We start from the raw sequence: 20192 nt of genomic DNA, 5'->3' as shown, positions 1-20192 counted from the left end.
AAGCACTGTTAAAACTAACGTTGTTGCCAACGGGCCCAGGGGCCCGGCGGCGAGTGAAAAAGGTGGCTTGCATGCTTTAACAGCGGGTTCCTGAGCGGGAAAAGAGACCCGAAACGGGCGGCGTCTTCACTCGGGGGAGTACCACTATATGCACGACTTTATTCAGTGATTCAACCCTTTATCCAGCTTGCTCGGCCCCTGATGCCGGCTGGTGCCAGCAGGCGCCTGGCCGCTCAAGCCTGGCTGAGAGCCATCTGCTGCCAGCAGCTCACGAAGGGTGAGCAGGGCACCGTCAAAATCAAACACTTTCAGCTGGCGAGCCAGGATCTCGCCTGGCGTCCCCAAGGCGAGCAGCAGGGGGGCCGCGTACTGCTCAAACAGCGGGATCACGGCGGTGTCACTCTGCACCAGCAACTCCTCAATCTGGCGCAGCAGCTGTTGCTGCCAGTGGCTGCCAAGCGGCGCGGCGCTCGCGGCGGGGCTGGGATCTTCTTCCCCCAGAAGCGCTGGCAGTTCGCTGAGTAGGCGGGCGATCGGTGCCATCCGCTCGGCCAGGGTCTGGCTGTTGTTGGCCAGATCCTGCTCCAGTTGCTGGCTCTGGGCGGCCAGTTCAACCAGCCCAAGGGTGCTGGCCACTCCGCGCAGGGTGTGGATCAACCGGCTGGCGGCTGGCCTGTCGCCAGCATGCAGATGGCTCTCCAGCAGATGCATGTCCTGACTGTGTTCGCTGGCAAAGTGGCGCAGCAGGGCGACGTATTTGCTCTGGTTGCCCTGCAGTGCCGCCAGCCCCTGTTGCAGATCCAGCCCGGGCAGATTTTGCAGGCGGGTGAGGGGACCAGTTAGCAGGTCGGTCGTCCGCCGCTGGTATTTGGGGGCGGCGGCCGTGCTGTTGGGCAACCACTGCTGCAGCGCCTCGAACAGCTTGGCGGGAGTCACCGGTTTGGCGATGAAGTCATTCATGCCGGCGGATTCGCAGGCCTTGCGGTCTTCTTCGAAGGCACTAGCGGTCAGCGCCAGGATGGGAACCTGTTCCCAGCCCGGCAGGGCGCGGATGGCCCGGGTCGCGCTATAGCCATCCATCAGCGGCATCTGTATGTCCATCAGGATGAGATCGAACGGGTGCTGGCTGACGCGCTCTAGCGCCTCCTGGCCATTGACCGCCGTCTCGATGACGAGGCCGCTGTTGTTGAGCAGCTCCAGCACCACCTCGCGGTTGATGGCGTTGTCCTCCACCAGCAATACCCTGGCGTGGTTGGCAAAGAAGAGGGCCTGCTGCACCGTCTGCTCGAGCGGTGCCGGTTGCTGCGGTTCGCCCTGACCCACCGCGAGGCGGGCGGTAAACCAGAAGCAGCTGCCCTTGCCAAGGGTGCTGGTGACCCCGACTTCCCCGCCCATCAGGGTGGCAAGCCGGCTGGTGATGGCAAGCCCAAGGCCGGTGCCGCCATATTTGCGGGTGGTGGAGACATCCGCCTGCTCGAAAGCCTGGAACAGCTTCTCGCTCTGCTCCGGGCTGATGCCGATGCCGGTATCCTCCACCTCGAAGCGCAGCAGATAGCCGCCGGCAAGCGGGTGATCCACCCGGACTCGCAGGGTGACCGAGCCCTGTTCGGTGAATTTGATGGCGTTGGCCGCGTAGTTGAGCAGCGCCTGACGCAGGCGGGTGATGTCGCCGTGCACCCAGGCCGGGGTGTCGCCGATGTCGACTATGATGGTGAGCCCCTTGGCACGCGCCTGCTCGCTCATCAGGGCACTGACGTTGTCCAGCATGGCGGTAAGGGAGAAGTCGCTCTGTTCCAGCGCCATCTTGCCCGCGTCGATCTTGGAGAGATCCAGGATGTCGTTGATGATGGTGAGCAGGTGCTGGGCGGCGTTGTCGATCTTCTCCAGTCGGTCCTGCTGGGTGTGATCCGGCGTGTCGCGCTTGAGCAGGTAGGTGAGCCCCAAAATGGCGTTCATCGGAGTGCGGATCTCGTGGCTCATGTTGGCCAGGAAGGCACTCTTGGCACGGTTGGCACTCTCCGCCCGTTGATGGGCCTGAGCCAGCTGCAGGGTGCGCTCGTTGACCATCTCTTCCAGGTGGTAGCGGTACTGATCCAGCTCCTCGCCGAGCTGCTTCTTCTCGGTGATGTCGGCCTGCACCGTCACGTAGTGGGTCACAGCTCCGTTCTCCTGGCGAATGGGAGAGACGGTGGCGAGCACCTGATAGTGGGAGCCGTCCTTGCGCCGGTTGATGAACTCGCCGTGCCAGCGCTGGCCGCGCTTGATGGCATCCCACAGGGCGATGTAAGTGGCCTTGGGGGTAAGCCCGGAGCGCAGCAGAGAGGGAGTCTGCCCTATCACTTCGCTCTGCTGGTAGCCGCTGGCGGCCAGGAAGGCGACGTTGACATATTCGATGCGGGCCTGGGTATCGGTGATGAAGACGCCATCCGGGCTCTGCTCCAGGGCGAGCGAAAGCTGACGCAACTGCTGCTCGGCCTGCTTGCGCTCGGTGATGTCGAGGTGAATGCCGAGCAGGCGCAGTGGGCGCTGCTGGGCATCCCGGTAGATGCTGCCCTTGCTGCTGAGCCAGCGCACGTCGCCGTTTGGCAAGAGGATGCGAAATTCGATCTCGATGGGTTTGCCGCTTGCCGGCAACTCGGCCAGCAACTTGTCGAGCCGGGGCTTGTCGTCCGGGTGCAGGCAGCTGTGCCACTGCTTGAACTCGCTGAGCTGTTCGGCGCTGCGGCCATAGAGGCGGGCACATTCGGGGGAGAAGAAGAGCCGGCCGCCCTGCATGTTCCACTCCCAGATCCCGACGTGGGCACCCTCCTGGGCCATCAGCAGCCGCTGCTCGCTCTCGCGCAGGGCACTGCTGGTGGTTTCGGCGCGGATGCGGGCGCTGATGGCGTCGTCCATCAGGTTGAGCGCCGCCAGCCTGGCACGGCGCTGGGTATCGAGGGCCACCTGCTGGTTGTGCAGCAGTTGCTGCTCGGCCAGCTTGCGTTCGGTGATGTCCTGCACGGTGCCATACAGCTCGACGATGGTGCCGTCGTTGGCGCGCAGGGCGGCGCCGCGGGCGATGATCCAGATGGGTTCGCCCTGCTCGTGGATCACCTCGGCATCGCACTCGTAGGGCAGGCCATCCTGCAGACAGCGCTCGACCGACTGGGCGATGGCGCGCCAGCCATCCTGGGTGAAGTACTTCCTCACCTCGGGGTAGATGGCGGGAGGCAGGGAAGGATCGCGGCCATAGATGCGGTAGATCTCCGGCGACCAGAAGTGGCTGTCATCGGCGATGTTCCAGCGCCAGTTGCCGATCTTGGCCAGGTGCTGGGATTCGCGCAGGATGCCTTCGTTGCGGCGCAGCGCCTCTTCGGTCTCCTTGCGTTGCTGGTGATCCTCGATGACCGAAATGAAGTAATCCGGTTTCCCCTTGAGATCCTTGACCAGCGCCACCGTGAGGGTGATCCAGAGGACCTCGCCGCCCTTGCGCAGATAACGCTTCTCCAGGGTGTAGTGCTGACGTTCGTCTGCCAGCATCTGGGCTACATAGGTCTGGTCGATGAAGAGATCATCCGGGTGGGTGATCTGCTGGAAGGTCATGCCCATCAGCTCGTCGGCCTGGTAGCCCAGCATGTCGCACAACCGCCGGTTGACCCGCAGCCACTTGCCATCCGGGGAGACCAGGGCGATGCCGACCGCAGCCTGCTCGAAGGTGGCCTGAAAACGGGTCTCGCTTTGTTGCAGGCGGGACTGGATGCTGCTGAGCTCCTGCCAGCGCTGGGTTTCCCGGGCGCGGGAGCGGTGCACGGCCGCGCTGAGCAGGCTGATAAGAACGCCGTTGGCGATCAGAATGCCCCACTGCACCAGATCCTGCCCGGCGCCGATACGCAGCTCGTGAAGCGGGGCGAGCAGGAAGTAGGTGGTGAGCAGACCGCTCACCAGGGTACAGAGCAGGCCGGGCAGCAGGCCACCGAGCAGGGCGCAGACGGTGATGGGCAGCATGAACAGCACCAGCAGCGGCCGCTCGCCAAAGGCAATGGGCAGCTGGACCCGGATCTGCAGCATCAGCACGGGCAACAGCACCGCCAGCAGGCAGACCCCCCAGCGCTGTCTGGGTTGGCGAGGGTGCCACAGTGAAGACCAGCGCGTCATAGGGACTCCTCCGGCGGGGTGGGGGCCTGCGGATAGGGGGGCTGTTGCCCGAGCTGAAGTGACAGCTCATTGATCTTGTGCTTGAGGGCCAGCATGGCCAGCTCCCGGTCCACCATCACCTTGTTGAACCGCTCCAGTTCATTGTTTTGCTGGCGGAGCTCGCTGGCCTGTCGGGTCAGGGCCTGTTCGACCTGTTCGCGTTCGGTGACATCCAGCAGCAGGCCAAGCACGGCGGGCTGGCCGCGGTAGTCGACACGGCGCCCATAGAGCTCCATCTCGATGTTCTGGTGGTCGTGGTGCAGGGCGGTGAAGCGGGTGTGGATCTCGCTGTCTTCCTGTTCGCAGCGCTGCAACTGCTCAGCCACCCTGGCGCTGTCTTTCGGGCTGGCGAGGGCGTGCAGGGTACCGATTTTGAGCAGGGTGGCGGTCGAGGCGTAGCCGAACAGGCGGGCAAAACCTGGGTTGATGTAACAGAGCTGACCCTGCTGGATGATGTAGATGCCGGCCAGTGACTGTTCCACCAGGGCGCGAAACAGCCCTTCACGCTCGCGCAGGCCCGCTTCGGCCCGCTTGAAATCCGTGATGTCGCGAGAGATGCCGAAGATGCCTATTACCTGGCCGTCGCTGTCTTGCAGCGGCCCCTTGGTGGCGAGGAACACCCGCTCGCCGCCTGGCAGGGTCAGGTACTCCTCCTGGGTCTGTACCCGGTTGTTGGCGATCACCTGTTCACCCAGCGCCATCAGCATGCGGGCCTGATCGGGGGGAAAGATGGCCATGTCGTCCTGACCCAGCATCTCGCTGGCCGATTTGCCGACAAACTGGCTGGCGGCGCGATTGAACAGAATGTATTTGCCCTCTCTGTCCTTGGCGAAGATGGCATCTTCCGAGCTGTCGGCGATGGCGGAGAGCAGTTGCAGCGCCTGCAGGCGGCCAGCCTGGGACTGGCGAACCTGCTCGGCCATCTGCAACCGGGTGTGCTGGCGCAGCAGCACGATGCCGGTGTTGGCGATAAGCAGCACCAGCAGGCCGATCAACCCGATCCAGATGCTCTCTTTGAGCTCCGCCCGGGTGAGTTCGGCCTTGTCTATCTTGGCCAGCAGATACCAGTCGGTACCCATGACCGGTTGTACTGTGCCAAATACCGGCGTATTGCGGTAATCCTTGCCAAAGAAGAGCGCCTTGCCCTCTTCATTGCGACTCTGCTGCAGGAACTGGGCTGCCAGCAACTCCTTGCTGCTGACAGGCAAATGCAGGGTGAGAGCCGAACCGGGGCGATAGCGCACATCGTTGAGAAACTGGATCTGATCGCCGCTGCGGCGAAACAGCAGGGCCTCACCGCTGCTGTCCGGCACCGGCCAGGACTTGAGAATGTTGTTGAGCCAGTCACTGCGGCTTATCTGCAGCACGATGAAAGGCGACTTGTCGCCTACCATGGGGAGCGGGGCGATAAAGTCGAGGCGGGCTTGACCCTGTTCGTCCAGATAGGGGCCGACCCGGGTGATGCTGCCGGTTTTTGCGTCCTTCAATGCCGCACGCAACTGGGCGCTCAGGCCGCCGGCATCCGGGGTGTGCCACAGCAGATTGCCCTCTGGCGAGAGCACGCTGGCGGCACTGAAGCGGCGAATGGAGATAAATTCGTCCAATTTGGTCATCAGGTTGGCATGACCGGCCCGGGTGGCCTGGGCTTCGCGATAGAGCGCGGCATATAGCGGGTTTTCAAACAGAATGTGGGCGTCAAATTCCCGGGCGCTGAGCCATTCGGTAATGCGCTTGCTCTTGAGATCGGCAATGGTCTCGAGCCGGGCCGCCTCCTTGTCCTGGGTCAGGTTGATGTTCTGGGCGATGGCCATGGCGGTCAGGGCCAGGATCAGGCCGTTGAGCAGCCCGAATGGTAGCAGCTGGCGCCGGGAAGGGGTGGTGGTCACCGTCGGCTGGTCGATACGCCGGCGCAGCATGGTATAGAGCATGGTGGCGGTGATGAGGATGAACAGCCACCCCTTGATGGTGCTGGCCAGCGCGAACTGGGCCGGGGTGCTGAACAGCCACTCCACCGCCTTGTCGGAGAGCAGGATCCACAGGCTCGCCACTGCGGCATAGGTGAGCACGACGTTGAGCACATGGGCCCGGGTCAACGAAGGCTGCTCAGCCATGTCTGGCCTCATTGTCATCCTGGTAGCGCTCGGCGATGGCGACGAACTGCTCGAAGTGGTTGTCGAATGCCGTCACCACATCCGGATCGAAATGCTGGCCGCTGCCGGAGAGGATCAGGGCGCGCGCCTCCTCATAAGGCATGGCCGCCTTGTAGACCCGCACATTGATCAGCGCATCGAACACGTCCGCCAGTGCCATCAGGCGGGCCGAGAGCGGAATTGCGTCCCCTTGCAGGCCATCGGGATAGCCGCTGCCATCCCATCTTTCGTGGTGCCAGTGGGCTATCTCCTTGGCCAGGGTGAGAAACGCCAGCGGCTGTTCGATGTCCCGTTCGGCCTCTTCGATGGCGTCGCTGCCGAGCTTGGCGTGGGTGCGCATGATCTGCCACTCCGCCGGGGTCAGCTTGTCCGGCTTGAGCAGGATCTGATCCGGAATGCCCACCTTGCCGATGTCGTGCAGCGGCGCCGAGCGGCTCAGCAGATCGATGTAGCGGGGGTCAGGGTGTCGCTAAAACGGGGGTGACTGGCCAGCGCACAGGCCAGTTGCCTGACATAGCCCTGAGTGCGCAAGATGTGATTGCCGGTCTCGGGGTCGCGGATCTCCGCCAGATGGGCGAGCGCCCGGATGGAGACTTGCTGGATGAGGTCGTTCTCGGTCATCCGGCGTGCGACTTCGGCCTCCAGCGCCGCGTTCTGATTCTGCAGGCCGTCGCGGGCCTGTTTGGCCTCCAGCTGGGTACGTACCCGCGCCTGGACGATGGCCGGTTTGATGGGCTTGGTAATGTAGTCGGCAGCGCCCAGCGACAGCCCGTACTCCTCGCTCTGGGGGTCGGCGAGGGCGGTGAGCAGCACCACCGGAATACGACTGGTTGCAGGGGTAATACGCAGCTGTTTGAGCACCTCATAGCCGTCCATGCCAGGCATCATCACATCCAGCAGGATGAGATCCGGGATTGTCTTGCCAGTGGCGATCCGCAGACACTTCTCCCCGCTCTGGGCGGCGAGCACCCGATAGGTGGGAGAGAGCAGGTCGGTCAGCACCATCAGATTTTCGGGTGAGTCATCGACAATCAGGATGGTGGCGGAGTGAGATGTAAACATAGGTCCTCCGTGACGTTGTCTCAGTGAATTCGAGTATAGAGTCAATTGTTACCAAGTAATAAGGACTTACCTCGATTTACCCCTTGATGAAGAGGCTTCCGGCCGGACGGCCCGGCAGGGAGCCTCTCTCTCAATCGACGTCCTGATGGCGACGCTGCGGCTTGCTTACAGGCTGCCATTTCCCCAGCAGGCGATGGCATCCCCTACCGAGAACTTGCCCTCCAGCAGGGCGCGGCCAAGGATGATCCCCTTGACCCCTGAACCCTTGAGCGCCTCGATGTCTTCGATGCCGCCAATGCCGCCGGAGGCCTGAAAGCCGACGCTCGGATAACGGGCGCAGAGATCCCGGTAGAGCTCGACGTTGGTGCCTGAGAGGGTGCCGTCACGGCTGATGTCGGTGCAGAGCACGTGCTTGAGCCCGGCAGGGAGGAAGCGCTCGATCAAAGCTTCGATGGTCACCCCGCTGTTCTCCTGCCAGCCGGCTACCGCGATATGGCGATTGCCCTGGGCATCAATGTTGACGTCCAGTGCCAGCACGATGCGCTCGGGGCCGTATTTTTCCATCCAGCTGGCCACCAGATCCGGCGATTTGACGGCGGTGGAGCCGATCACCACCCGGCTGGCGCCGGCGGCCAGCAGATCTGCCACATCCTGCTCGCTGCGCACGCCGCCCCCCACCTGCACCGGTGCTTCGGTGGCCGACAGCAGCTGGGCGATGAGAGGGAGCTGGCGCGCCTTGGCATCCTTGGCACCATCAAGGTCCACCAGGTGCAGTTGCACCGCCCCCTGGGAGACATATTCGTCGAAGCGGGCCTGCGGGCTGTCGCTGTAGGCGGTCTTCTGACCGTAGTCGCCCTGATAGAGCCTCACGACTTGGCCGTTAATCAGATCAATGGCTGGAATAATCATCCTTGTTACAGCTCCAAAAAGTTTTGCAGTAGGCGGGCACCGGCCGCGCCGGAGCGCTCCGGGTGGAATTGGGCGCCAAAGAAATTGCTGCGCTCTGCAACCCCGCCCACTATGGCGGTGAAAGGCTTGCCGTAGTCACAGGTCGCCAGCGTCGCTTCGGTTACCTCCAGCGCATAGGAGTGCACGAAGTAGAAGTAGCTGCCGCTCGGGATCCCCTTGAGCAGAGGATGGGTCTCGTCGTGTTCAATCTGGTTCCAGCCCATGTGGGGCAAACGCAGATTGCCTACTTCCATCAGCTTGATCCTGCCCGGTACTATGCCAAGGCAATCGATCAAGGCATGGGTCTTGCCATCGGCCGCCATGCTCTCTTCGGAGGCCTCCGCCAGCATCTGCATGCCGAGGCAAAAACCCAGCAGCGGCTGCTTGGCGGCGCGAATGAGCGGCACCAGCCCCCGTTCGTTGAGATTCTTCATGGCGGCCACCGCGGTGCCGACGCCGGGCAGGATCAGCTTGTCCGCCTGCTCGATATCGGCAGCCTCGCGGGAGACCCGCGGCTGCACGCCGAGGCGCTCGAATGCCATGCGCACCGAGGCCAGGTTCGCGCAGCCGGTGTCGATGATGACCAGCTTCTGCTTGCTCACATCCATCACAGCACCCCCTTGCTGGAGGGAAGCTCGCTCCCTTCCACTCGAATGGCCTGGCGCAGGGCGCGGCCAAAGCCCTTGAACAGCGCCTCCACCTGGTGGTGGGTGTTGCCGCTGCCGACCTTCATCTGCAGGGTGATGGCCATGGCATCCGAGAGGGAGCGGAAGAAGTGGGGCACCATCTCGGTGGCCATCTCGCCCACGCTGTCGCGGCCAAAACCGCTCGGGCAGTCGAACACGAAGTAGGGGCGGCCGCTCAAGTCGAGCGCGGTGGCCACGTCCAGCTCGGTCAACGAGGGAGCCTGGGCACTGTCATTGGCGCCGTCAACCAGGCGGGGGCGACCGTCGATCACCGCCTGAACCTCGTCCATCGCCAGCACGAAGCCGAAGCGGCCGATGCCGCGCTTGCTGCCAAGGGCCTGGCGCAGCGCCTGACCCAGGGCCAATCCGACGTCTTCTACCGTGTGGTGATCGTCGATGTGCAGATCGCCGCTCACTTTGAGCTTGAGTCTGAAACCTGCGTGGGTCGCTATCTGATCCAGCATGTGATCAAAGAAGCCGATGCCGGTGGCGATCTGGTTGCCGCCGCTCTTGTCGAGATCCACCGCCACCTGGATGCGAGTCTCCTTGGTGTAACGCTCCACCTCGGCCACACGCCCCTTGGACAGCAGCTGATCACGGATGGCGAGCCAGTCGTGATCCTGCGGGTGGTAGCGGATCCCGCGAATGCCCATGTTGTCGGCCAGCTGCAGATCGGTCTGTCTGTCACCAATCACGAAGGAGTTGGCAAAGTCGATGCGACCGGAGGCGAGATACTCCTTCACCAGCCCGAGGTGGGGCTTGCGGCAGCTGCAGCCGTCGGTGGGGAAGTGCGGGCAGATCAGCACCTGCTCCCAGTTCACCCCTTGCGATTCGAACAGGTGCATCATCAGATCGTGGGGCGGCTGGAAGTTCTCCAGCGGCAGGCTGGCAGTACCCAGCCCATCCTGGTTGGTCACCATCACCAGCACGTAGCCGGCGGCCTGCAATTCGCGCAGCACTGGAATGACCATGGGCTCGAAGCGCAGCTTGGCGAGGCTGTCCACCTGCTTGTCGGTCACCGGCTCTTCAATCAGGGTGCCGTCGCGGTCGATAAACAAAAACGGGGTCTTCATCGCTACATCCTTGTCTTAAAAAGAGGGAGAGGGCAGGTCACGCAATACCGCCAGCACGGCATCCATCTCGCCCTGATAGCCGATGGTGACCCGAATGCTGTTGTCCAGGCCCGGCTTGGTCGAGAAATCCCGCAAGATGATGCCGGCGGCCTTCATGGCGGCAAAGACGGCGGCGCCATCCACAAAGCGCACCAGCACGAAGTTGCCCTTGTCCTCGAACACTTCTTTCACGCAGGGCAGGGTTGCCAGCGCGGCCTTGAAGGCGGCTTTTTGCTTGTTGAGCTCCGCCACTCGCTCCTGCATCAGCTCCAGTCCCATGGGGGAGAGGGCCTGCGCCGCGATCTGGGCGATGGGCTCGGGGATGGGATAGGGGGCGATCACCTTGGCCAGCATGGCGATCACCTCGGGACTGGCCAGCGTAAAGCCGCAGCGGATCCCCGCCAGGGCAAAGGCCTTGGAGAGGGTGCGGGTCACCACCAGATTGGGGAAGCGGGCCAGCAGGTCCACCACGGACGCCTCGGGGCAGAATTCGATATAGGCCTCGTCTACCACCACGATGGCGCGATCCCGCGCCTTCTCCAGCAGGGCGATGAGGCCGTCGCGGCCCACCAGATCTCCGGTGGGATTGTTGGGGGAGCAGAGGAACACCAGTTTCACGTCGGAAAGGCGATCGGCAATGGCGGGCCAGTCAGGCTGGCGGCTGGCGGTCAGCGGCTGCTCGACGATGCCGACACCACAGGTCTCGGCGCTGATGGCGTACATACCGTAAGTGGGCGGGCAGATCAGGATCTGATCTTCACCCGCTTCGCAGAAGGTGCGGATCAAGAGCTCGATGGCCTCGTCGGCACCGCGGCTCACCAGCACCTGATCGGGGTTGACCCCGGCGTAGGCGGCATAGCCATTCACCACCTCGGCCGGCTGGCACTCGGGGTAGCGGTTGAGACGGCTGCCCTCGATGGTGAAGGGATAGGCCAGCGGCGCCTCGTTGGCGTTGAGCCAGACGTGGCCCTTGCCGCCGATGCGGCGAGCGGATTGATAGGGGGTGAGGGCCCGCACCACGCGGCGCGCCAGGTTGGCAATGCTCATGACAAATCCTTCTGCTGTGCTGTTTGTTGGGACGTGGCGGCCAGGGCGTTCAACCTGAGGGTGACGGCATTTTTGTGGCCATCAAGCCCCTCGGCCTCTGCGATGCGCTCGACGATGGGGCCAAGGCCCTGAATGCCACGCTCGCTCAGCTCCTGCACCGTGTAGCGGCGCTGATAATCGGCGAGGCCCAGGCTCGAACAGGTGCGGGCATAACCGTAGGTGGGCAGGGTGTGGTTGGTACCGCTGGCGTAATCGCCGACCGATTCCGGCGTCCATGCTCCCAGAAAGATGGAGCCGGCATTCTCAAGCTGATCCAGCAGATCACGGGGAGCGCGGGTCTGCACGATCAGGTGCTCCGGCGCATAGGCGTTGGAGATGGCGCAGGCTTCTGCCAGATCGTCACAGAGGATCACCAGGCTGCTGCCGAGCGCCTGCGCGGCGATATCGCGGCGAGTCAACTTGGCCAGCTGGCGCTTGATCTCGCCGTTGATGGCGTCGGCCAGCAGCGGCGAGGTGGTTACCAGCACCACCTGACTGTCGGGGCCGTGCTCGGCCTGTGAGAGCAGGTCCGCCGCCACGAAGGCGGGGTTGGCACTCTCGTCGGCGATCACCAGCACTTCGGAGGGGCCGGCCGGCATGTCGATGGCGGCGCCGCGCCAGTCACGGGATACCTGCCCCTTGGCTTCGGTCACATAGGCGTTGCCCGGGCCGAAGATCTTGTCCACCTTGGGGATGCTCTGTGTGCCGTAAGCCATGGCGGCGATGGCCTGGGCGCCGCCGATGGCGAACACCTTCTCGACCCCGCAGGCACGGGCAGCGAACAGGATCTCGTCGCTGGCCGGGGACGGGGTGCAGAGCACCACTTCACGGCAACCGGCCAGGCGGGCTGGAATGGCCAGCATCATCACGGTGGAAGGGAGCGGCGCGCTGCCCCCCGGTACGTAGAGGCCGACCCGGCTGATGGGCTGGGTGCGCAGCTCGCATACCACCCCGGGCTGGGTTTCCACCCGCACCACTGGCTGCACCTGGGCGGCGTGAAAGGTACGAATGTTGGCGATGGCCGCCTCGATGGCGCCCTTGATGTCGTCACCCAAGCGGGCGCAGGCGGCCTCGATTTCGGCATCGCTCACTTGCAGTTGCTGACGGGGGGCGCGCTCGAAGCGCTGGCTCAGCTCGCACAGGGCCTCGTCGCCCCGGCTGCGCACCGCAGCGATGATCTCCCGCACCACGGCGCCGATGTCGGCTTCGTCACTCAGGGCCGGCCGGGTCAGCACGTCGGCCTGCTGGGCGGGGGAGAGGGTCTTCCAGATCAGGGTCTGCATGATGTTCCTTCCTTATTCCATCATTTTTTCGATGGGCAGCACCAGAATGGAGCTGGCACCCAGCGCCTTGAGCTGTTCCATGGTCTCCCAGAACAGGGTCTCGCTGGAGACGACGTGCAGCGCCACCTGGTTGGTCTCGCCCGCCAGCTGCATGATGGTGGGACGCTCGGCGCCCGGCAGCAGATCGGTGATGGCATCGAGCTTGTCCTTGGGCGCGTGCAGCATGATGTACTTGCTCTCGCGCGCCTGTTGCATCCCCTGAATGCGGGGCAGCAGGGTGTCGATGATCTTCTGCTTGGCATCGGACAAGGGGTTGGGTGCCTGCACCAGTACCGCCTTGGAGCGGTAGATCACTTCCACCTCTTTGAGGCCGTTGGCCTCAAGAGTCGCGCCGGTGGAGACCAGATCGCAGATGGCATCGGCCAGGCCCGCACGCGGCGCCACTTCCACCGAACCGCCCAGCATCACGCTCTTGAAGCTAAGCCCTTTTTCGTCGAAGAAGCGCTTGAGCAGCCCCGGGTAGGAGGTGGCGATGCGCTTGCCGGCGAGGCTCTGTGGCCCGGTGTAGTTGACGTCGTCCGGCACCGCCAGGGAGAGGCGGCAGCCGCCGAAGTCGAGTTGTTTGAGGGTCTTGACTGCAAAGGACTGGCCCTGGGAGGCGCGAATGAGCTGCACCTCTTCCAGCACGTTCTCGCCGATGATGCCAAGGTCGACGACCCCTTCCATCACCAGCCCCGGGATGTCGTCATCGCGTACCCGCAGGATGTCGATGGGCATGTTCTCGACATGGGCGATAAGGCGCTGTTCGCGCAGGTTGATCTTGAGGCCGCAGCTCTTGAACAGGGCCTGGGAGTCCTGGCTCAGGCGACCGGATTTTTGCATGGCGATGCGCAGACGTTGTGTTTCCATTGCTCGATTTCCTTCTAGTCAAAAACGAAAAAGCCCTCGGAAGTCAGTGCTTCCGAGGGCTTATGAATCTTGCGGTCCTTTTGGAAGTCACCAGTTAAGTGTCTTCCAGCAGTCAACCTCCTGAAAGACTATTCGGGATGATGATGGTGGTGATGAGTCTTCAGGCTGGTGAACTGCATGTAATTAATCCTTTACAAATAAGATGTCGTAGTTGACGCCCGATTTAAACTACCTGCCTTGACGGAAAAAGCAACCGGAAAATGTGATTTGGTCGATTAAAGTTGAGAAAACGGTTTTCTGGTCGATAACTAGACAAGGTGAGCCAGAGGAGGCGACATCATGCCCAGTCAGGACCTGTTATTCCCCATTCTGCCCCGGGCACCGGCTGCCCCGAGCAGTGACGACATCAAGCGGGAAGTGACCCAGATCAGCCAGAAGCATCAGCTGCGCAAGACCAGCACCGATAACGGTGACTCCCAGCAGCGCCAGCAGCCTTATCCATCGGCCAAGCGTGATCAGCCAGCACCTGAAGAGGACGATCACAAGCCGGATCCCGATCACCAGATCGATCTCTTCGTCTAGGCGCAGAATCAGTCCCGCTTTTGCCACACTTTTGGCATAATGCCCCCTTTTGCTACGGGACGCCCTTTTGACCATCCAGACCCTGTTCAAGCCAGACGGCCCTCTGGCCAGCCATATCGACGGCTTCAAAGCCCGTGCCCCGCAACTGGAGATGGCCGAGGCGGTGGCGCGTGCCATCAAGGAGCATGGTCGCTTGCTGGTGGAGGCGGGCACCGGTACCGGCAAGACCTACGCCTACCTGGTGCCGGCGCTGGAGTCCGGCAAACGGGTGGTGATCAGCACCGGCTCCAAGAACCTGCAGGAGCAGCTTTTTTACCGGGATCTCCCCACCATCACGGGGGCGCTCTCCTATACCCCGCCGGTGGCCCTGCTCAAGGGGCGCAGCAACTATCTCTGCATCGAGCGGATGAACCGGCTGCTCAGCGAATCCCACCTGCAAAAACCGGAAGTGCTCAATGATCTGGTCAAGGTGAAGTCCTGGTCCACCGCCACCGACAACGGCGACGTGGGGGATATTCCGGGGCTGCAGGAGAACGCCGAGATCCTCGCGCACGTCACCAGCACCAATGAAAACTGCCTCGGTCGCGACTGCCCCTATTACGACGACTGCCATCTGGTGGTGGCTCGCCGCCGAGCCATGGATGCCCAGGTGGTGGTGATCAACCACCATCTCTTCTTCGCTGACATGGCGGTCAAAGACACGGGTTTTGGCGAGCTGGTGCCCGAAGCGCAGGTTTACGTGTTTGACGAAGCGCACCAACTGCCCGAGATCGCCACCAACTACTTCGGCAAATCGGTGGGCAGCCGCACCATCCTGGATCTGGCGCAGGATATCCAGCTCGCCTATCGGGCCGAGGCCCACGACATGACCCAGCTCGGCAAGGCGGCCGACCGGCTCGCCATCGCCAGCCAGGATTTGCGGCTCGCCTTCGGGGTGGATGGTGGGCGCGGCAACACCCGCGACATGCTGCGCCAGCCGCTCTGGGGCCAGGCGCTGGCCCGTCTCAACGATGCCCTCGGACTCTGCTATGAAGTGCTGAAACTGGCGCTCGGGCGCGGCGAGCAGCTGGATCACTGTTTCGAGCGGATCAGCGAGCTGCGCACCCGCCTTGGCGAAGTGCTGGCCATCAACCAGACCGGTTTCTCCTACTGGTACGACTGCTCGCGGCTGCACTTTACCCTCAACCTGACCCCGCTGTCGGTGGCCGAGCGCTTTGGCGCCGAGGTGCTGCGCCCCGAAGTAGCCTGGGTGTTTACCTCGGCCACCCTGACGGTGGACATGCGCTTTGATCACTTCAAAGCCGAGCTGGGACTGGCTGGTAGCGCCGAGCTTATTCTCGACAGCCCGTTCGACTATGGCGAGCAGGCGCGGCTTTGCGTGCCGCGCTTTCTGCCCGAGCCCAATGCTTTTGGCCGCGGCGAGCAGCTGGCCAATCTGATGATCCCGCTCATCAACAAGACGCCGGGGGGCTGTTTCTTTCTCTGTACCAGCCATCAGGTGATGCGCCAGGTGGCCGAGGTGCTGCGCCGGGAGATCGGGCGCACCGTCCTGCTGCAGGGAGAGGACAACAAGCAGCGACTGCTCAAGGAGTTCGTCGAAAATGGCCGCGCCGTGCTGGTGGCGACCAGCAGCTTCTGGGAGGGGATCGACGTGCGGGGGGCGGCCCTCTCCTGTGTTATCATCGACAAGCTGCCGTTCGCCAGTCCCGATGATCCGCAGCTCAAGGCGCGAGTGGATGACTGCAAGCTCAGGGGCGGCGATCCCTTCGCCGATATCCAGCTGCCCAAGGCGGTGATCGCCTTGAAACAGGGGGTGGGGCGGCTCATCCGTGATCGCGGTGATCACGGAGTATTGGTCATCTGTGATCCCCGCATGGTCAACAAGCCCTACGGCGCCACCTTCATCAAGAGTCTGCCCGCCATTCCACGGACCCGGGAGCTGGCGATGCTGGGGAATTTCTTCGAGCAGCAGGCGCTCGCCGGGCGGTGATCGTGTTTGCCCTGGCGCGGCCGGGCAAGCCCCGCAAAATTTTGAAAAACTGCTGGCACTGTCTGCTTGCAGATTATGTAATTGACTGATTTTATAGAGATTGGAAAGCATGAACGAGTTGAAGATCCTGGCCGTTGATACCGCCACCGAAGCCTGCTCCGCCGCCTTGCTGGTGGGGGAGCAGGTGTTCTCCCGCTGGGAGGAGGCGCCGCGGGATCACACCCGCAAGATCCTGCCCATGGTTCAGGCTGTGTTGGACGACGCCGGGATAACCTTGGATGAGCTCGATGCCATCGCCTTTGGTCGTGGTCCCGGCTCCTTTACCGGGGTGCGCATCGGCATCGGTGTGGCGCAGGGCCTGGCATTTGGGGCCGGCGTGCCGCTGATCGGCATCTCCACCCTGGCCGCCATGGCGCAAGGTGCCCATCGTCTGGATGGCGCCGAACAGGTGCTGACCGCCATCGATGCGCGGATGAACGAGGTCTATTTCGGTCGCTATGAGCTGATCGACGGCCGCATGCAGCTGGTGGGCGACGAGGTGGTGAGCGATCCCGCGGCACTGGTTGACGCCCGTGGCAAGCTGGCGGGTCGAGTGACCTGCGTCGGCACCGGTTTTGAGACCTATGGCGAGATTTTGAGTGGTCTTGCCGATGAGCTGGCGGTGAGCAAGGTGCGCTTCCCGGCGGCAGAAGACATGCTGCCACTGGCGCGCAGCGCCTGGTTGGCTGGCAAGGCGGTGGCGGTGGAGCAGGCGACCCCGGTCTATTTGCGTGACAAGGTGACCTGGAAGAAGCTGCCGGGTCGCGAATAACGGCGGGAGTGGCAGGCATGTCGCTCACGCCGATCGGAACATGCCCCATTGCGGGGGGTGACAGGCCGGTTTCAGCCGGCCAGAGGAGCGTGACATGTTGAAGCGTGCAATGGTGATGGGGGCCGCAGGGCTCTTGCTCGGTGCCTGCAGCTCGGTTCCGAAAGAGCTGGCCTATGAGCCCGCCAACCAGCTGGTGGCCTACCAGCCGGCCCTTGCCGGCCTGGAGGGCAAACCGGCCCGCTGGAGCGGGGTCATCTCAGCGGTACACAACAAGGCGGATCAGAGCGTCATCGAGGTGGTCTATCTGCCGCTCAAGTCCAACGGGGTGCCGGAGCAGACCGAACAGAGCCCCGGTCGTTTTCTGGCCATCATGCAGGGCTTTGTCGACCCGACCCTCTATGCCAAGGGGCGCAGCCTGACGGTGCTCGGCACCATCGACAAGCCGCTCGACAGCCAGATAGGCGAGCACAAATACCGTTTCTCGGTGCTCAAGGTGACAGGCAGCAAGCTGTGGCCGCCGGTCAAGGAGGTAGAGGTTCGCTATGTGGATCCCTACTTCTACGACCCCTTCTATGATCCCTACTGGCCGAGACGGCCACTGCGCCGCTAGGATCGGGAGTGAACGACGTGCTGCAGGAGCGCTTCCTGACCCTGGCCGATGGCCGCCGGGTGGCCTTGCTTGAGAGTCAGCCGGTGCCGGGTGAGCAAACGAGCAAACCCTTGCTGGTAGCGCTGCACGGCTGGCTCGACAACAGTGCGAGCTTTGTGCCCCTTGCCCCCTATCTGACCCATTTTCAGCTGGTCTGCATCGATCTGCCGGGGCACGGTCACTCGGATCACAAGAGCACGCCCTATGTGTTTGTCGACTGGCTGGACGATCTCTACCAGATCGCCCAGGCGGCAGGCTGGACGGCATTCACGCTGCTTGGCCACTCCCTCGGGGCCTTGATCGCCTCCGCCTATGCCGGGGTCTTCCCCGAGCAGGTGGAGCGACTCATCCTGCTGGAGGGGCTTGGGCCTCTGAGCCAACCCGACGAGGCGGTGCCGGAGCAACTGCGCCGCGCCATCCTGAATCGGAGTCGTACCCGCGAGCGAGCCTCCCAGGGCTTTGCGTCCATCGATGAAGCGGTGGCGGCGCGCTGCAAGGTGGCCGATATTGGCCCGAATTCGGCACGCCTCATCTGCGAGCGGCAGTTGGAGGCACGGGCAGGGCGCTGGCATTGGCGCAGCGATCCTCGTTTGCGGGATCTCTCCCCCATGCGCATGAGCGAAGGGCAGGCCCAGGCGCTGATCCGGGCCATCCGTTGCCCGGTGCTGTTTATCGCCGGCGCAGAGGGTTTTGCCAGCCTGCAGGCGCAGTGGCAACAGCGTCATGCCGCGTTTGCCCAGATAGAGCGGGTCGTTTTGGCGGGAAACCATCATTTTCATATGGAAAATTCGGCAGAGACCGCGGTTTGTATCGAAAAATTTTGTCAAATTCGGTAGAATCGACGGCTTTCAATAATTCCAGGTTTGTCTTCTTCCTCACATTTTTCCGTTGTTAATTTGCTGTTAATTGATGTTGCCCTATGTAAATATGGGCGGCATTAGAGTATGAGCTTAAAACAACTGCTTGAAATGGATGTGAACAGGGACGGAGGCAACACAGTGAGCGCACAGGTGCTAGTTATGCAGGAGAAGTTCGTGGAAAAAGTCTGGCTGAAGCGTTATCCAGAAGGGGTGCCCGCCGAGATCAATCCAGACCAATACAGCTCCCTGGTCGAAATGTTTGAAGAGTCGGTGAACGAATTTGCCGACCAGCCAGCCTTCGTCAACATGGGGCAGACCATTACCTACCGTCGCCTCGAAGAGCAGTCCCGCGCCTTTGCCGCCTACCTGCAAAACGAGCTCAAGCTCAGTCAGGGTGACAGGGTCGCCGTGATGATGCCCAACCTGCTGCAGTACCCCATCGCGGTGTTCGGCATCCTGCGTGCCGGCATGATAGTGGTCAACGTCAACCCGCTCTACACCCCGCGCGAGCTGGAACATCAGCTCAAGGACTCCGGCGCCAAGGCCATCGTCATCGTCTCCAACTTCGCCCATACCCTGGAAAAAGTGGTCTACGACACCCCGGTCAAGCACGTGATCCTGACCCGCATGGGCGACAATCTGGGCTTGGCCAAGGGCACCTTGGTCAACTTCGTGGTGAAATACGTCAAGAAGCTGGTGCCCAAATACAATCTGCCCCACGCCAGCACCATGCGCCAGGCGCTGGCCAAGGGCCGCTATCTGCAGTACATCAAGCCGGAGATCAACAACGACGATCTGGCCTTCCTGCAGTACACCGGCGGTACCACCGGCCTCTCCAAGGGGGCCATGCTGACTCACCGCAATCTCATCGCCAACGTCGAGCAGTGCCTCGGGGTATACGGCCCCATGCTGGAACGGGGCAAGGAGTTCGTGGTCACCGCGCTGCCGCTCTACCACGTGTTTGCATTGACCGTGAACTGCCTGCTGTTCATGCGCATCGGCGGTTACAACCTGCTCATCAGCAACCCGCGCGACATCCCGGGCTTTGTCAAAGAGATCAGAAAGTACCCCTTTACCTGCATCACTGGGGTCAACACCCTGTTCAATGCGCTGGTCAACAATGGCGAGTTCCAGTCGATGGACTTCTCCCGCCTGAAGCTGACCATAGGCGGCGGCATGGCGGTGCAGCGGGCGGTGGCCGAACAGTGGAAAGGGCTGACTGATACGCCGCTGCTGGAAGGCTACGGCCTGACCGAGTGTTCGCCGTTGGTGAGCGTCTGCCCCTATGATCTGCTCGACTACAACGGCTCTATCGGCCTGCCGGTCTGCTCCACCGACATCCGGCTGGTGGATGATGCAGGCCAGGAGATCCACGAGCTTGGCAAACCTGGCGAGATGCAGGTGCGGGGCCCGCAGGTGATGAGCGGTTACTGGCAGCGGCCGGAAGCCACCGCCGAGGTGATGCAGGATGGCTGGCTCTGTACCGGCGACATCGCGGTGTGTGACGAGCAGGGCTTCTTCAAGATCGTCGATCGCAAGAAGGACATGATCCTGGTTTCCGGCTTCAACGTCTATCCGAACGAAATTGAAGACGTGGTGGCGCTGCACCCGAAAGTGCTGGAAGTGGCTGCCGTCGGCGTGCCGCACAAGGTCTCCGGCGAGCTGGTGAAGATCTTCGTGGTCAAGAAAGATGCAAAGCTGCAGGAAGACGAGATTATTGCTCACTGCCGCAAACATCTGACTGCCTATAAGGTACCGAAACTGGTAGAATTTCGTGACGAACTTCCCAAGACCAATGTGGGCAAGATCCTGCGCCGCGTGCTGCGCGACGAGGAGATTGCCAAGCAGTAACCGGCATGGCGCTGCCAAGCAGCATGCCGTCGTTATGCAA

At 62.7% G+C, this 20192-nt stretch carries 14 protein-coding genes, 1 pseudogene and 1 other annotated feature; of the genes and pseudogenes, 6 read left to right on the top strand and 9 right to left on the bottom strand.

The window, feature by feature from the left end:
• Positions 1-162 precede the first annotated feature (162 nt).
• The 9 genes and pseudogenes from E5E96_RS18820 to hisG all read right to left on the bottom strand — a co-directional run bounded on the left by E5E96_RS18820 (position 163) and on the right by hisG (position 13409).
• Positions 163-4134 carry a PAS domain S-box protein gene (locus E5E96_RS18820; protein WP_171282827.1) on the bottom strand — a complete coding sequence of 1324 codons (3972 nt, stop codon included), beginning with the start codon at positions 4132-4134 and terminating at the stop codon, positions 163-165.
• A complete protein-coding gene (locus E5E96_RS18815; protein ID WP_171282826.1) occupies positions 4131-6284 on the bottom strand; it encodes a PAS domain-containing protein in 2154 nt (717 codons plus the stop codon). The genes E5E96_RS18820 and E5E96_RS18815 overlap by 4 nt, the downstream gene beginning before the upstream one ends.
• Positions 6277-7385 (bottom strand): annotated as a pseudogene (locus tag E5E96_RS18810) (two-component system response regulator). The gene E5E96_RS18815 and the pseudogene E5E96_RS18810 overlap by 8 nt, the downstream one beginning before the upstream one ends.
• 165 nt (positions 7386-7550) lie before the next feature.
• Positions 7551-8294 carry a 1-(5-phosphoribosyl)-5-[(5-phosphoribosylamino)methylideneamino]imidazole-4-carboxamide isomerase gene (gene hisA, locus E5E96_RS18805; RefSeq protein ID WP_011706048.1) on the bottom strand — a complete coding sequence of 248 codons (744 nt, stop codon included), beginning with the start codon at positions 8292-8294 and terminating at the stop codon, positions 7551-7553.
• A 5-nt stretch (positions 8295-8299) separates the two neighbouring features.
• On the bottom strand, positions 8300-8941 hold the full coding sequence (hisH, locus tag E5E96_RS18800; protein WP_011706049.1) for an imidazole glycerol phosphate synthase subunit HisH: 642 nt from the start codon (positions 8939-8941) through the stop codon (positions 8300-8302).
• The gene (gene hisB, locus E5E96_RS18795; RefSeq protein ID WP_171282825.1) at positions 8941-10092 is read right to left on the bottom strand and encodes a bifunctional histidinol-phosphatase/imidazoleglycerol-phosphate dehydratase HisB; all 1152 of its coding nucleotides are present in this window, start codon (positions 10090-10092) and stop codon (positions 8941-8943) included. Before hisB ends, hisH begins: the two co-directional genes overlap by 1 nt.
• 15 nt (positions 10093-10107) lie before the next feature.
• Positions 10108-11178 (bottom strand): histidinol-phosphate transaminase, encoded by a 1071-nt coding sequence (gene hisC / locus E5E96_RS18790; RefSeq protein WP_171282824.1) that lies wholly within the window; start codon positions 11176-11178, stop codon positions 10108-10110.
• A complete protein-coding gene (gene hisD / locus E5E96_RS18785; protein ID WP_171282823.1) occupies positions 11175-12500 on the bottom strand; it encodes a histidinol dehydrogenase in 1326 nt (441 codons plus the stop codon). Before hisD ends, hisC begins: the two co-directional genes overlap by 4 nt.
• Positions 12501-12512: 12 nt before the next feature.
• Positions 12513-13409, bottom strand: a complete 897-nt coding sequence (gene hisG / locus E5E96_RS18780; RefSeq protein WP_171282822.1) for an ATP phosphoribosyltransferase — start codon at positions 13407-13409, stop codon at positions 12513-12515.
• Positions 13410-13437: 28 nt separating this feature from the next.
• Positions 13438-13562 (bottom strand) — a sequence feature (His leader region).
• Positions 13563-13748: 186 nt separating this feature from the next.
• Between hisG and E5E96_RS18775 the strand changes: the two genes are divergently transcribed.
• The 6 genes from E5E96_RS18775 to fadD all read left to right on the top strand — a co-directional run bounded on the left by E5E96_RS18775 (position 13749) and on the right by fadD (position 20152).
• Positions 13749-13991 (top strand): hypothetical protein, encoded by a 243-nt coding sequence (locus E5E96_RS18775; protein WP_011706055.1) that lies wholly within the window; start codon positions 13749-13751, stop codon positions 13989-13991.
• 67 nt (positions 13992-14058) lie between these two features.
• Positions 14059-15981 carry an ATP-dependent DNA helicase gene (locus E5E96_RS18770; protein WP_171282821.1) on the top strand — a complete coding sequence of 641 codons (1923 nt, stop codon included), beginning with the start codon at positions 14059-14061 and terminating at the stop codon, positions 15979-15981.
• A gap of 109 nt (positions 15982-16090) precedes the next feature.
• Complete coding sequence (tsaB, locus tag E5E96_RS18765; protein ID WP_171282820.1) at positions 16091-16792, top strand: tRNA (adenosine(37)-N6)-threonylcarbamoyltransferase complex dimerization subunit type 1 TsaB; 702 nt, start codon at positions 16091-16093, stop codon at positions 16790-16792.
• Between the two features lie 94 nt (positions 16793-16886).
• Positions 16887-17402 carry a Slp family lipoprotein gene (locus E5E96_RS18760; protein ID WP_016350775.1) on the top strand — a complete coding sequence of 172 codons (516 nt, stop codon included), beginning with the start codon at positions 16887-16889 and terminating at the stop codon, positions 17400-17402.
• Positions 17403-17410: 8 nt separating this feature from the next.
• Entirely contained in the window at positions 17411-18277 is an 867-nt protein-coding gene (locus tag E5E96_RS18755; protein ID WP_171282819.1) for an alpha/beta fold hydrolase, read from the top strand.
• Between the two features lie 198 nt (positions 18278-18475).
• Complete coding sequence (gene fadD, locus E5E96_RS18750) at positions 18476-20152, top strand: long-chain-fatty-acid--CoA ligase FadD (RefSeq protein WP_171283253.1); 1677 nt, start codon at positions 18476-18478, stop codon at positions 20150-20152.
• The last annotated feature ends 40 nt before the right edge of the window (positions 20153-20192 follow it).

It is taken from the genome of Aeromonas sp. 1805 (assembly GCF_013085525.1).
GTDB lineage: Bacteria > Pseudomonadota > Gammaproteobacteria > Enterobacterales > Aeromonadaceae > Aeromonas > Aeromonas hydrophila.
Note: the sequence above shows the minus strand (reverse complement) of the source record. Positions and strands in the feature narration are given on the sequence as shown.